9 protein-coding genes are annotated in these 13,552 nt (G+C 70.8%); 2 read left to right on the top strand and 7 right to left on the bottom strand.

The window, feature by feature from the left end:
- Positions 1–121: 121 nt before the first annotated feature.
- Positions 122–592 (top strand): MarR family transcriptional regulator, encoded by a 471-nt coding sequence (locus AB0B66_RS05965; RefSeq protein WP_360523542.1) that lies wholly within the window; start codon positions 122–124, stop codon positions 590–592.
- Positions 593–882: 290 nt separating this feature from the next.
- Here AB0B66_RS05965 and AB0B66_RS05960 read toward each other — a convergent pair whose 3' ends face one another.
- The 7 genes from AB0B66_RS05960 to AB0B66_RS05930 form a co-directional block, all read right to left on the bottom strand.
- Positions 883–3,336, bottom strand: coding sequence for a helix-turn-helix domain-containing protein (locus AB0B66_RS05960; protein WP_360523539.1), 2,454 nt, complete (start codon positions 3,334–3,336; stop codon positions 883–885).
- Between the two features lie 281 nt (positions 3,337–3,617).
- Positions 3,618–4,763: an acyl-CoA dehydrogenase family protein gene (locus AB0B66_RS05955; RefSeq protein WP_360523536.1), complete on the bottom strand. Its 1,146-nt coding sequence runs from the start codon at positions 4,761–4,763 to the stop codon at positions 3,618–3,620.
- 11 nt (positions 4,764–4,774) lie between these two features.
- Positions 4,775–6,295, bottom strand: a complete 1,521-nt coding sequence (locus AB0B66_RS05950) for an acyl-CoA carboxylase subunit beta (protein ID WP_360523533.1) — start codon at positions 6,293–6,295, stop codon at positions 4,775–4,777.
- Between the two features lie 249 nt (positions 6,296–6,544).
- Entirely contained in the window at positions 6,545–7,423 is an 879-nt protein-coding gene (locus AB0B66_RS05945) for a chaplin family protein (RefSeq protein WP_360523530.1), read from the bottom strand.
- Positions 7,424–7,797: 374 nt separating this feature from the next.
- Positions 7,798–8,655 carry a hypothetical protein gene (locus tag AB0B66_RS05940; protein ID WP_360523527.1) on the bottom strand — a complete coding sequence of 286 codons (858 nt, stop codon included), beginning with the start codon at positions 8,653–8,655 and terminating at the stop codon, positions 7,798–7,800.
- On the bottom strand, positions 8,648–9,139 hold the full coding sequence (locus tag AB0B66_RS05935; protein ID WP_360523525.1) for a SigE family RNA polymerase sigma factor: 492 nt from the start codon (positions 9,137–9,139) through the stop codon (positions 8,648–8,650). Before AB0B66_RS05935 ends, AB0B66_RS05940 begins: the two co-directional genes overlap by 8 nt.
- Before the next feature lie 92 nt (positions 9,140–9,231).
- Positions 9,232–10,134 (bottom strand): hydroxymethylglutaryl-CoA lyase, encoded by a 903-nt coding sequence (locus tag AB0B66_RS05930; protein ID WP_360524146.1) that lies wholly within the window; start codon positions 10,132–10,134, stop codon positions 9,232–9,234.
- A gap of 190 nt (positions 10,135–10,324) precedes the next feature.
- Here AB0B66_RS05930 and AB0B66_RS05925 point away from each other — a divergent pair, with 190 nt between their 5' ends.
- Positions 10,325–13,546 (top strand): S8 family serine peptidase, encoded by a 3,222-nt coding sequence (locus AB0B66_RS05925; RefSeq protein WP_360523522.1) that lies wholly within the window; start codon positions 10,325–10,327, stop codon positions 13,544–13,546.
- The last annotated feature ends 6 nt before the right edge of the window (positions 13,547–13,552 follow it).

Below are 13,552 nucleotides of genomic sequence, written 5' to 3'. Positions count from 1 at the left end.
CAGAGTACGGTTCGCGGGCGACAGTCGTATCGGGTGGTCGTCCCGATTGGCATACCCGTCGTCCCACTCTGCGGGAAACGAAGGGCAACAAATGTGCCATCTCTCCATATACGATGCGCAAATGGAGCTACTCGAGGATTCGAGGCTCACCGCCATGGGCCTTTTGACAGAGGCGTTCACCAGCCTCAACACCCTCTGCGCGGAGCAGCTCGCCGCGCACGGCCTGGCACCTGTCGAGTTCGAAGTGCTGGTGCGGCTGGCCCGCTCGCCCGCGCGACGACTCCGCATGACCGACCTATCCCGACAGACCGCGATGAGCACGAGCGGGGTGACCCGCATGATCGATCGGCTCGAGCGGGAGGCCCTGGTCTGCCGGGTTCCCTGCGACATCGACCGGCGCAGCTCGTATGCCGCACTCACCAGCAAAGGCCTGGCCCGCCTGCAGGAGACAGTCCCCGGCCACCTGGAACTGCTTGACGAATGGCTCATCGGCCCCCTCACCCAGCGCCAGTTGCACGGCCTGCTCGTCGGGCTGCGCGTGGTGCGCGACGCGGTCCGCCCCGAGGCGACCGCGGGCGTGCATGACCAGTGACGACCAGATGCGGCGGGGTGGTGCTGCCGCTGCGGCAGAACCGGCGGCAGAAGTGCCACGGTCCTGCCAGAAAGGACGGTTTAAGCCCCGAATCGGGTGAACCGGGCTGCTAGCGTCATGGCCCTGTGGAGGGACGGCAGGCCGGTCAGGCTGGTCGGCGGTCCGGCACAGGAGCTGCATCGGCGCGGGCGGAGACGGCGGGGGGCGCGGTTCGCCACGGCGGGCCGCGGAGGGACATCATCCGTCGGGGGGCCGCCCGCGCCGAGCACAGCACTACGGCCCGCCACCGATCAGAGGTGGCTGAGCAGGTCCAATGCCCGTGGCGTGAGCGAGATGCCCGTGCTGTCACGCAGCACGTAGAGCCGGGTCACGACCTCGGCCGGCTCGTCGCTGGTCGCCGCCAGCCCGACGAGCGCCTCCATGGTGTCCCGCCGGTCGTGCAGACCGCTGGTCAACCGCGCCGCCGCCGCGAACCACGAGGCCGCGAGCGTGCGGTGACCCCGCTGCCAGGCCACCGTGGCCTCGATCATGGCGCAGTGCCAGTCCTCCTCGGGCTCGACCGAGCCGGGCACATCGGTCTCCGGACCGGGCTCCTCCAGCAGCGCGGCACGCATGTCGGTCAGCGTCTTCTCCGCCTCCTCCAGCCGCCCGCCCTGCGCGTACGCCAGCCCCACCACGCCCACCAGCCGCCGGCGCTCACCCGGGTTGCCGACCTCGGCCAGCATCTCCACGGCCTGCAACCCCACCCGCACCGCCTCGTCGTAGCGGCCGTCCAGGCGCAGCACCTCGGCCAGGTTGGCCCGCGCCAGCGCCCGCAGCTTGTGCTCCCCGGACCGGGCCGACAGCCGGTCCACCGCCGCCAGCCGCCGCTGTGCCGCGGCGAGATCCGCTTCGCGCAGGTCGTGCCAGATCAGGTTGTGCTGGGCCACCGCCATGTCGCCGACCCGGCCGGTCCGGGTGGCCAGCGCGAGGGTCGCCTCACCGTGGCGGCGGGCGTCGTCGTACTCCCCCGCGCTCTGGTGCACCACCTGCAGCACGCCGCGCGCCGCCAGCTCCCCGGTCACATCCCCCACCAGCAGGAACGCCGCGAGCGCTGCCTCGCCCCGGTCGAGTTCGGCCCGGCCCGCGCCGTGTTCGGCCGCGAGCTGCACCACGCCCAGGTTCGCCCAGGCCCGCATGATCGGGTCCGCGTCGGCGGTACGCGGGTCGTCGAGCAGCCGCAGCAACCACTGCCTGCCCTGCTGGTCCCGGCCGCGGAAGCGCCACCAGCGGGGCAGGTTCGACGCCAGGCACAGCGCGGTGTGCGGGTCGTGCTCGGCCGCGTGGGCCAGTGCCGCCCACAGGTCGCTGGCCACGTCGTCGAACCGGGCCACCGCCGCGGCCAGCGTGGACCCCACCATCGTCGGCGCGGTGCGCGCGGCGAACCGGGCGAAGACCACACCATGCTGCCGGCGCGCCTCGGCCAGCTCCCCGGCCACCTCGGCCTGCTCGGTGGCGTACTCCTTCACGACGTCCAGCAGCACGAACCGGAACGCCCCCGAGCCGCGCACCTGCACCAGCCCCAGCTCGACCAGCCGCTCCAGCACCGGCACCACGTCGACCTGCGGGCCGAGCAGGTCCTCGGCCAGCTCCACGGACCAGCGATAGCCGAACACGGCCAGCCGCCGCAGCGCCTCCCGCTGCGCGGGCTCCAGCAGGCGGTAGCTCGCCGTCACCACATCGCGCAGGGTCACCAGCGGCGGCGACGCGGCCACGTCGGCGCTGCCCAACTCCAGCAGGCGGTTGCCGTACCGGGCGAGCATCTCTGCGGGATCGAGCACCCGGCCCCGGGCCGCCGCCAGTTCGATCGCCAGGGGCAGCCCGCCGAGGCGGCGTACCAGCGTGACCAGTGCCTCCACCTCGACGTCGGCCGGAGCGCGGCGCACCCGCCGCCACCGGGCCAGGAACAGCGCACTCGCCGGGTGCCGCTCCGCCTCGGCCAGCACCCGCGTCCCGGCCGGGGGCAGCGCCAGCGGGCCCAGCGGCCACACCTGCTCGCCCGCGTGCCCCAGCGGTGCCCGGGCCGAGGCGAGCACTCGCAACGTGGGCGCGGCCGCGAGCAGCTCCGCCAGCACGGTCCGGAACGCGTCCGGGGAGCGGTCCACCGCATCCACCATCAGCAGCACCGGCTGCTCCAGCCGGGCCGGCAGGTCGGCCGGCCGGTTGACGCCGAGCACTGCGCAGACGACGTCGCGGACGTCGGTGACGGTGTCGCCCGCCGCGACGCTGATCGCGCCCACGCCGGCCGGGAAGTGCGGCTGCATCCGGTGGGCGACGCTGATCGCCAGCGCGCTCTTGCCGACCCCGGCGAGCCCCACCAGAGTGGTGAGCCCCGGCTGGGCGACCAGGTGCGCCCCGAGCGCGGCCGACTCCTCGGCCCGGCCGTGCAGTTCCGGCGGCGTGGGCAGGGTGTACGCCGCCGGCCTGGGCTGTGGTGGGAGCTGGCCCCGGGCGGCCGAGTAGAACTCCGCGGCCTCGTCGCCGGTCAACCCCAGCGCGCTCACCAGCAGCTCGACCGTGCTGCGCTGGGGTCGCGAGGCTCGGCCGTGCTCCAGATCCCGGACCGTGCGCACCCCCAGCCCGGCTCGCGCGGCGAGCTCCGACTGGGTCAGCCGCGCGGTGTCCCGGTGCGCGCGCAGGAGCGCGCTGAAGGAGGCCGCCGACGCGTCGGCGGCCTCAACGTGAACCGGGTGACCTGGGGCCATGGCCGCAAAGACTACGCATCCGAAGCCGAACGTGGGAGTCGAGCGTCTACTTTTTGGCGCACTCGCCGGACATGACCGGTGTCACACCGCAACCCTTCCGATGACCGGTGTCGGACGGCCGACATGCGCAACCTTCCGTCCGGACAACGCGTGTCTTCAGGCATCGACATGTCTCGGCGGCTGCCGGGACATGTCGCGACACCGACGGGGGGTCTCCGGTCGCCACAGCGGCCGGAGACCGCGGTGCGGGTGAGGCCCACGGAGGGCCTCACCCGCACCGGTCAGCGCAGGCCAAGGTCCCGCGCGATGACCATGCGCTGGATCTCCGAGGTGCCCTCGCCGATCTCCAGGATCTTGCTGTCGCGCCACATGCGGGCGACCGGGAACTCGTTCATGAAGCCGTACCCGCCGTGGATCTGCGTGGCGTCCCGGGCGTTGTCCACCGCGACCGTGCTGGCGTGCAGCTTCGCGATAGCGGCCTGGCGCTTGAAGTCCGCGCCCGCGACCAGCCGCTGCGCCGCGTCGCGCCAGGCCAGCCGCGCGGTGTGGGCACGCGTCTCCATGTCCGCGATCATGAACTGGATCGCCTGGTACGAGCCGATGGCGTGGCCGAACGCCTCCCGCTGCGACGCGTACTTGAGCGATTCGTCGACGCAGCCCTGGGCCAGGCCCGTGGACAGCGCCGCGATGGCGATCCGGCCCTCGTCGAGGATCTGCAGGAACTGTGCGAAGCCGCGGCCCCGCTGGCCGAGCAGGTTCTCCACCGGCACCCGGCAGTCGGTGAAGGTCAGCTCGTGGGTGTCCGAGCTGCACCAGCCGACCTTGGAGTAGCCGGGCGCGACCGTGAAGCCGGGGGTGCCCGACGGCACGATGATCGAGGAGATCTCGTTCTCGCCGGTCCGCGCGGTGACGGTGACCAGGCTGGTCATCGTCGTGCCGGAGTTGGTGATGAACGCCTTGCTGCCGTTGATGATCCACTCGCTGCCGTCCTCGGACAGCCGCGCCGTGGTGCGCGTGCCGCCCGCGTCGGAGCCCGCGCCCGGCTCGGTCAGCCCGAACCCGGCCAGCGCCTCGCCCTTGATCAGGGCCGGCAGCCAGCGCTTCTTCTGCTCGTCGCTGCCGAACCGGTAGATCGGCATCGCGCCCAGCGAGATCGCCGCCTCCAGCGTGATGGACAGCGAGGAGTCGACCCGGGCCAGCTCCTCCAGCACGATGCACAGGGCGAGGTAATCGCCGTCCATCCCACCGAACTCGCTTGGGAAGGGCAGCCCGAACAGCCCCATCTCGCCCATCTGGCGGACCAGGTCGTACGGGAACTCGTGCCGCTCGTACAGGTCGCCGATCACCGGCGCCACCTTGTCCTGGGCGAAGCGGCGCACGGTGTCACGCAGCTCGCGGTGCTCCTCGGACAGCCCGAAGTCGGTCATCACGGCCTCTCTCAAACGGGAGTCACGCCGTGTCGGCGGCGTGAGAAGTGACGGTCCTTGCCCTGTGCGGCGCGGTACCGCTGGATGAGCTCGTCGCGGAGCCGGTCGGGCTCCACGATCGTGTCGATGACCAGCTCGCTGGCGAGCCGGACGATGTCGATGTCGGTCTCGTACTCGGCGCGCTTGGCGGCGATGAAGGCCTCCCGCTCGGCCTCGTCCTCGATCGCGGCGATCTTGTTGGCGTACACGGCGTTCACCGCGGCCTCGGCGCCCATGACGGCGATCTTGGCGGTGGGCAGCGCGATGGTCGCCTCGGGCAGGAAGCCGGGCCCGGCCATCGCATACAGGCCGGCACCGTACGCCTTGCGCACCACGACGCAGATCTTCGGCACGGTCGCCTCGCTGATCGCGGTGACCATCTTCGCGCCGTGCCGGATGATGCCCTGCTTCTCCACCGCGCTGCCGACCATGAAGCCGGGCACGTCGCACAGGAACAGCAGCGGCACGTTGAACGCGTCGCACAGCTGCACGAAGCGGCTGGCCTTGTCGGCGGAGTCGACGAAGAGCACCCCACCCTTGTGCAACGAGTTGTTGCCCACGACGCCCACGACCTGGCCGTCGAGCCGGCCGAAGCCGACCGTCAGCTCCTTGGCCCAGCGCGCCTGGATCTCGAAGTACTCCCCGCCGTCGAGCAGGCCCTTGACCAGCTTGCGCATGTCGAACGCGCGGCGCTCGCTCTCCGGCACGATCGCGGCCAGGTCGGTCTCCGGCGCGGGCATCGGCTCCAGCGCGGGCGGCTGCTCGGTCCAGTTGGCGGGCAGGAAGGACAGGTAGCGCCGCACCACGCCGAGCGCCTCGTCCTCGTCCTTGCACAGGAAGTGGCCGACGCCGGACTGCTCGGTGTGCACCTTCGCGCCGCCCATCGCCTCCAGCGTGGTCTTCTCGCCGGTGACCATCTCGACCATGCGGTCGGAGCCCAGGTACATCGAGGCGTTGCCGTCGACCATGGCGACGACGTCGCAGAAGGCGGGGATGTAAGCCCCGCCCGCGGCACTCGGCCCGAACAGGGCGCACACCTGCGGGATGCTGCCCGAGGACTTCACCTGCTGGTAGAAGATGTTGCCCGCACCCCGGCGGCCGGGGAACAGGTCGACCTGGTCGGTGATGCGCGCCCCGGCGGAGTCGACGAGGTAGACCATGGGCACACCCTGGCCGTACGCCCGCTCGATGATCCTGATGATCTTCTCGACGGTGCGCGCGCCCCAGCTGCCGGCCTTGACCGTGGAGTCGTTGGCCATCAGGCACACGGGGCGGCCGTCGATGGTCGCCTGACCGGTGATCACACCGTCGGCGGGCAGCCCGTGCGCCAGCGCGTTGGCGAAGATCCCGTCCTCGACGAACGAGCCCTTGTCCACCAGCCGCGCGATACGCTCGCGCGCGAAGAGCTTGCCTTTGGCCTCGTTGGCCTGGTGGTACTTCGGCGCCCCACCGGCCCCGATGCGCTCTCTCAGCTCATCCAGCCCCTCGTGCATGCCGCACCCACTCCTCCCACAGGCCCAACCTGAACGATAGTTAAGTTACCACCAGGTGAGACAGCCCGCCTCCCCCGACCAGTCGCGCACCTCAAGATCACTCGACTTGCCAGGCAACCGTGCGTATCTTGAGCCCGCATTCGCACAGGTGCCTGGCAAGTCGAGCGATCTTGGGGGGGTCGGCGGCGGCCGGGCATGGGAAAGGGCCGGCGCGCGTCCGCGCCGGCCCTTTCTGGTGGGGAAGATCTGTCAGCAGAAGTTGGCGGTGGAGCCGCCGACGCTGGAGGCGTTGGCGTTGCCCAGCAGCGCGCCCACGGCCACGCCCGACACGTCGATCGGGGCCTGCACCGGAACGAACACCTGGTTACCGCTCAGGATCCCCGAGTTGCCGAAGGTGTTCCAGTTCAGCTCGCAGGTGCTCGGCGCGGAGTGCTGCCACTTCTTGTTCTTGCGCTGGTTCATCAGCTGCTGCTGCTTCGCGCCGATGCCGACGCTGGCGCTGGTGTTGCCGACCGCGCTGGTCAGGCCGCTGGTCAGCCCGTTGATCGGCAGCAGGCCGGTGATGACGTCCAGCGGGGAGCTCTCGGCCACGGTGCTCTCGATCGGGGCCGCCGTGGACACGAAGTCCTTCTTCTTGTTCTTGTGCTTGTGCCAGTTCGGCTCGCCGTACGGCTGCGGGTACGGGTTCTCGTCGCCGTCCTCGCCGGGCAGGTTGGCCTCGGAGCCGCCGACGCACCACGCGTTGGCGTTGCCGAGCACCCCGACCCCCACGCCGCAGGCGTCGATCGGGACCTGGATCGGCGCGAGCACCTGGTTGCCGCTCAGGATGCCCGAGTTGCCGAGGCTGCTCCAGTCGGTGGCGAGGGCGTCCTCGCCGTAGTTGGCCTCACTGCCGCCGGTGCAGCTGGCGTTGGCGTTGCCCAGGATGCCGATGGCGATCCCGCAGATGTTGATCGGGGCCTGCACCGGCAGCTTGATCTGGTTTCCGCTGCCGATACCGCTGTTGAAGGAAGAGTTCCAGTTGTCAGCCGCGTGCGCGCCCGTACCGCCGATGAGCAGCACACCGGCGGACAGGACGCCGACCTTCACGGACGTCTTGGTCCACGTGCCCAGCGAAGTCGCAGTCATGTGAATCGCAGTGCCTTTCGATCTGGAATTGCCACGGGGAGATGCAGTGTCTTGCCATGTCACGGCCACTTTGCGGAGCGTCCTGTGTGCACGATGAGCGCACCGGAGCGCGGTTGCTCCGGCTGTCGACGCGCGCCCGTAGTCACCTGATTCGGCTCGTACAAATAGGGCATTTATGACATCGCAAGGGTCAACGAGCCTGCCATTCCTCGGACACGGATCACCCAACGGATCAACCCGGGGGGCAAATGCCATTCCTGGCACTATTTATGGCTTATGTCCGAATTGCTGTGAATTGAAGAACCGTTGAGCGTCGGATAGCCGACAGGGAGTGACCATCGGTCACTCCCTGTCATTGTTGGCACGGCCCGTTTTCAGCAGGCCGTAGTGGCTGCGCAGATCCGTGCCACCGCCTTCTCCGCGAGGTCCTGGGCGAACGCGACGTCATCAGGACCGGGAGCGGTCGGGAACCAGAGGGCGAGTTCGGCGTACACCGCACCCGCGCGCACCAGCACCAGCAGCGTGCGAGGCGTCATCCGGACCAGCAGCGCCTCGTCACCGGCGAATCCCGTGGCGATGATCTCGAACTCGACATGGGTCTCCCCGTGGTCCACGACCGCACAGTGCTCGAACCCGGCCCGTTCGTGGGCGATCAGTTCCCCGGCCGACCGGGCCGACGCGTAACCCTTCACCTCCTGGACGACATTCACGGTTTCCGGGCCCGCTTCCAGCACCAGCCGCCGGAACGAATCCCGCTCCCCGGTCGACTGCGGCCTGGCGGGCGTGCCGTCCCACTGGCCCTTCTCCTGGCACAGCCCGGTGACGTACCGGTAGCTCTCGCCCATGTACTCGCCGCTCTGCACCCGGTGCGCGGGGCTGACGTCGGCGGCCCGGAGCATGGCGGCCAGTGGGATCACCGTGTCGAACGGCGCCTCCTCCGGGCTCGGCGAGGTCAGCGCGGGCCGCGCCGAGGGCGACGTGCTGAGCTGCGGAACCGCGGTGATCGTCGGGCGGGCCGTCATGGTGGGGTCGGGCTCACCGGGCCGGCCGCCGAGTGCGAACGCGGTGCCCGCGACCAGGACGGCGGTCACCACGCCGGCGGCGGTCATGCCCACGGCGCGCACGCGGCGGCGGCGCTCCCCCCGGCCGCGGATCTCTTCGGGGGAGGCCCAGGTCATCGCCGGCATGTCCGCTCCGAACCCGTCGAGCTGCTGGGAGATGTCGTCACGCATAGCTGTTCCCCGTCTCGGTGCGGAGCAGGTGGGCGAGGGCCTGCCGCCCCCGGGACAGACGTGCCTTGACCGTGCCCTCGGCCACCCCGGTCTCGGCCGCGATCTCGGCGACCGACCGGCCCGCGATGTGGTGCAGCACGATCGCCGTGCGCTGGGCCTCGGGGATGCCGCGCAGTGCGGTCACCAGCGCGACGGTGTTCTCGTCCGGTGGTGCCGCGCTCGGCTCCCCGCCGTGCCGGCGGTGCGCGGTGAACATGCTGCGGGCACGCCGCCAGCGGCTCACCGCGATCCGGAACGCCACGGTGCGCACCCACGCCTCGGGATCGTCGTAGGCGCCGACCTTGCGCCAGTTCTGCCAGGCCCGCGCGTAGGCCTCCTGCACGACGTCCTGCGCCTCCTGCACGTCCCCGGTGACGGCGTACGCGCAGCGCAGCATCCGCTGCCTGCTGCCCAGATAGAACTCATCGAACACGGGTGGTGACATCCAGGGCTCCCCCGGTGGTGGGTGTCAGGTCACCCACAAGTCACGCCCGCACCCGGCGGCCGGTTGCGTACGGAATTCGCACAGCGGGTAGATCAGCTCACGGTGCGGCTGCGCGGACCGGCCCGCAGCACGCCGGACGGCAGCTCACGGCCCACGATCTGCTCGGCCAGCCGGGCCGCGTCGATCAGCTTCTCCAGGTCGATGCCGGTGTCGACACCCATGTCGTGCAGCATGTGCACGACCTCCTCGGTGGCCACGTTGCCCGACGCACCCGGCGCGTACGGGCAGCCGCCCAGGCCGCCGACGCTGGCGTCGTACTCCGTGATGCCGAACTCCAACGCGGTGAGGATGTTGGCGAGGCCGGTGCCGCGGGTGTTGTGGAAGTGCAGCAGCATCGGCACGTCCGGGTGCCGCTCGCGGACGATCGACAGCAACTCGCGTACCCGGCGCGGGGTGCCCATGCCGGTGGTGTCGCCGAAGGCCACCCGGTCCGCGCCGTCGGCGACGACGCGGTCGACGATGCCGGCCACCCGCTTCGGGTCCACGTCCCCCTCGTACGGGCACCCGAAGGTCGTCGCGATGATCACCTCAGCGGTGGAGCCGCCCTCGTGCAGGACCGGGATGAGCTGGGCGATCTCGTCCAGCGACTCCTCGGTGGCGCGGTTGATGTTGCGCCGGTTGTGCGTGTCGCTGGCCGAGACGACCACCTCGACCTCGGTGAAGCCGCCGGCCAGGGCCCGCTGGGCGCCGCGCAGGTTGGGCACCAGCGCGCTGTAGCGCACCTTCGGGTCACGCGTGGCCGTGCTCCAGACCTCGTCGGCGTCGGCCATCTGCGGGATGGCCTTGGGGTGCACGTATGACACCGCCTCGATGCGGCCGACGCCGGTGGCGCTCAGCGCGTCGATCAGCCTGACCTTGTCGGCGGTGGGCACGGGGTCCTCGTTCTGCAGCCCGTCACGCGGGCCCACCTCACGAATCGACACCCGGTCCGGCAGCACAGCACCCATGCGGCCACCTTAACCCTCGTTAATCTCACCTGCCCACCCCTCCCCTGACCTCGCCGTTCGCCATACCTTCACAAGGATTTGAGGTATTCACTCATGTCGCTGCCCAACGTATCGGCCTATCGGCACGTCTCTACCAACGACAGTCCAAGGCGGACTGATCGAATGGACGGGGAGGAACATGCGATCCAGCAGAGGTACGAGGGCAATGCTGGCCGGGGGGATCGTCGCCGCGCTGCTGATGGCAGCGCCCGGCACCGCGGGCGCAGGACAGGCCGGCGCACCACTGGCCGCCAGACCCGCACCGGACAACGCGAAGACGCAGACCGTGGCACTGATCACGGGTGACCGGATCTCCGTGCACGGCAACGGGCGGATCAGCCTGACGCCGCGCGACGGGGTCACCTACCAGAGCTACCGGATCAAGGACCACCAGTACGTCATCCCGTCCGACGCGGTGCCGCTGCTCGCGGCGAACCGCCTGGACAAGCGCCTGTTCGACGTCACCGAACTGCTCGCGGTCAAGGCCGCGCGCAAGGCCTCGCTGCCGCTGATCGTCTCCGGCGCGAGCGCCGCACCGGGCCTGACCGCCGAGCGCAGGCTGCCCGCGGTGAAGGGCTTCGCCGCCGAGGTGGCCGAGGAGAACCTGGCCTCGCAGTGGCAGGCGACCCGCAAGGCGGCCACCGGCAAGATCTGGCTCGACGCCGTACGCAAGCCGGCGCTGGACCAGAGCGTCCCGCTGATCGGCGCGCCCGCGGCCTGGTCCGCCGGGTTCGACGGCACGGGTGTGAAGGTCGCCGTGCTGGACACCGGCGTCGACATCACCCACCCCGACCTGGCCGGCAAGATCAGTGCCCGGCAGAACTTCACCGAGGGTGAGGAGGACGACCTCGACCGGGTCGGTCACGGCACGCACGTCGCCTCGACCATCGCGGGCAGCGGGGCCGGCTCCGGCGGCAAGTACAAGGGTGTCGCGCCCGGCGCTTCGCTGCTCGACGGCAAGGTCTGCGTCGAGTACGGCTGTGCCGAGTCCTGGATCCTGGCCGGCATGCAGTGGGCCGCCGAGTCCGGAGCCGACGTGGCCAACATGAGCCTCGGCGGCACCAACACCCCCGAGATCGACCCGCTGGAGCAGGCCGTCAACGACCTGACCGCGCAGTACGGCACCCTGTTCGTGATCGCGGCGGGCAACGCCGGCGCGGACGAGACCGTCGGCTCGCCGGCGACCGCCGAGGCCGCCCTGGCCGTCGGCGCGTTCACCAAGACCGACGAACTGGCCGTGTTCTCCAGCCGGGGCCCCAGCGCCGACGGCTGGGCGGTCAAGCCGGAGATCGCCGCGCCCGGCCAGGACATCGTGGCGGCGCGCAGCAAGGACGGCTTCCTCGGCGAGCCGGGGCAGCTGTACATGCCGCTCGACGGCACGTCCATGGCCACCCCGCACGTCGCGGGCGCGGCCGCGCTGCTGACCCAGGTGCACCCCGAGTGGACCGCCGAGCAGCGCAAGTCGGTGCTGATGGCCTCGGCCAAGCCGTCCGCGGACATCGGCGTGTTCGCGCAGGGCGCGGGCCGGGTCGACGTGGCTCGGGCGATCACCCAGCAGGTCACCACCAGCCCGGCGTCGGTCACGTTCGGCCTGCAGGAGTGGCCGCACGAGGACGACGACGTACGCACCAGCACCGTCACGTACCACAACGGCGGCAGCGCCGCGGTGACCCTGCAGCTCGCCCTCACCGGCGCGCCCGCCGGGGTCTTCTCGCTCAGCGCCGACACCGTGACGGTCCCGGCCGGCGGCGACGCCTCCGTGACCATCTCGGCCGACACCCGCCAGGGCGGCGACCTGACCGGCGGCATCGGCGGCCGGATCACCGCGACCGCCGACGGCGTCTCCGTGCAGACCCCGTTCGGCATCGTCCGGGAGGAGCTCAAGCACAAGGTCCACATCACCGCGACCGAGCGGGACGGCGACCCGGCCGCGGACGCGTTCACGGTGCTGTTCGACTTCCAGACCTTCCGTGACTACATCGTGGAAGGGGCAGGCGCCGACCTGCGCCTGCCGCCGGGCAAGTACTTCGCGTTCACCTGGGTCTACGAGGAGGACAGCGTCACCCAGGTGATGTACCCGCTGTACACCGTCGCCGGTGACCAGTCGCTGCACATGGACGCGCGCAACGGCTCCGACTTCGACATCACCGTGCCCGACCCGAAGGCCGACGTGCTCATGGCGTCCTTCGACGTCAACATGAACTACGGGGACGCCGGCATCGGGGTCAGCGTGATGGGCGAGAGCTACGAGGGCATCCACGCCAAGCAGCTCGGCCCGAAGAAGGTGCCCGGTCTCAGCTCGGCGGTCACCGGCACCCTGGCCCAGCTCGACGAGGAGGGCAGCCCGGCGGCGTCGCCATTCGTCTACAACCTCGGCTGGCACAAGGCCGACGGCATCTGGAACGGCCTGGTCAAGCACCTGAAGCCCAATGACCTCGCCACCGTCAAGGCCGGCCACGGCCTGCTCGACAAGGGCACCTACGGCGTGAAGCTCAACTTCCTCGCGCCGCCGGACGGCGGGGGCGGCTGGGCCACGGGCTGGCAGACGCCGCTGCCGTTCACCCGCACCGACTACTACGCGGGCAACGTGCGGTGGCAGGTCGAGTTCATGGTCGAGAAGGCGGCCGAGGGCGGGGAGTGGCCGGAGACCGTCTCCGACAACACCGCCAACGTGGCGTACAAGGCCGGCCGGACCTACCACGAGCAGTGGAACAAGGGCGTGTTCGGGCCGAGTGTGGCGGACTTCTGGCCGGGCATCGTGCCGGCCGAGCGCGACGGCGACGTCATGTACGTCGGCCCTGCCCTGCTCGGCGACGGTCAGGGCCGGCCCGGCTTCGGAACGATCACCGCGGGCCGGGGCGCGCTCTACCGCAACGGCGAGCTGATCGCCGAGGCGACGGACGGCCCGTACGTCTACGCCGAGGAGGTGGACGCGGCCAAGGCCTCGTTCCGCTTCGACGGCAGCCTGGAGCGTGACTCCCGGCTCACCACGAAGATGTCGGTGAGCTGGACGTTCCGCTCCGGCCACGCGGACACGCGGGCATCGCTGCCGCTGACCGCGGTCGCCTTCGCGCCGAAGCTGGACGCGAACAACGTCGGCAAGGCCGGCGGCCTGGGTGTCTACCCGGCGACCTTCACCCAGACCGAGGGCTCCGGCCGCGTGGTCAAGCTGTCGGTGAAGGCGTCGTACGACGACGGCAAGACCTGGGTCAAGGTGCCGGTGCTGTGCGTCGGCGGCGAATGGGTCGTCATGGTCGCGCACCCGAAGGCGGGCGGCTTCGTGTCGCTGCAGGCAACGGGTGCGGACTCGAAGGGCAACACCTTCGACCAGACCGTGATCCGGGCGTACGAGATCCGCTGATCATGC

It is taken from the genome of Catellatospora sp. NPDC049111 (genome assembly GCF_040648615.1).
Classification (GTDB): Bacteria; Actinomycetota; Actinomycetes; order Mycobacteriales; family Micromonosporaceae; genus Catellatospora; species Catellatospora aurea.
Note: the sequence above shows the minus strand (reverse complement) of the source record. Positions and strands in the feature narration are given on the sequence as shown.

What these genes read in the sequence shown, in the direction of transcription:
- AB0B66_RS05965 (WP_360523542.1), top strand. Translation starts at nt 122, where the DNA reads ATGGAGCTACTCGAGGATTCGAGGCTCACCGCCATGGGCCTTTTGACA.
- AB0B66_RS05960 (WP_360523539.1), bottom strand. Translation starts at nt 3,336, where the DNA reads ATGGCCCCAGGTCACCCGGTTCACGTTGAGGCCGCCGACGCGTCGGCG.
- AB0B66_RS05955 (WP_360523536.1), bottom strand. Translation starts at nt 4,763, where the DNA reads ATGACCGACTTCGGGCTGTCCGAGGAGCACCGCGAGCTGCGTGACACC.
- AB0B66_RS05950 (WP_360523533.1), bottom strand. Translation starts at nt 6,295, where the DNA reads ATGCACGAGGGGCTGGATGAGCTGAGAGAGCGCATCGGGGCCGGTGGG.
- AB0B66_RS05945 (WP_360523530.1), bottom strand. Translation starts at nt 7,423, where the DNA reads ATGACTGCGACTTCGCTGGGCACGTGGACCAAGACGTCCGTGAAGGTC.
- AB0B66_RS05940 (WP_360523527.1), bottom strand. Translation starts at nt 8,655, where the DNA reads ATGCGTGACGACATCTCCCAGCAGCTCGACGGGTTCGGAGCGGACATG.
- AB0B66_RS05935 (WP_360523525.1), bottom strand. Translation starts at nt 9,139, where the DNA reads ATGTCACCACCCGTGTTCGATGAGTTCTATCTGGGCAGCAGGCAGCGG.
- AB0B66_RS05925 (WP_360523522.1), top strand. Translation starts at nt 10,325, where the DNA reads ATGCGATCCAGCAGAGGTACGAGGGCAATGCTGGCCGGGGGGATCGTC.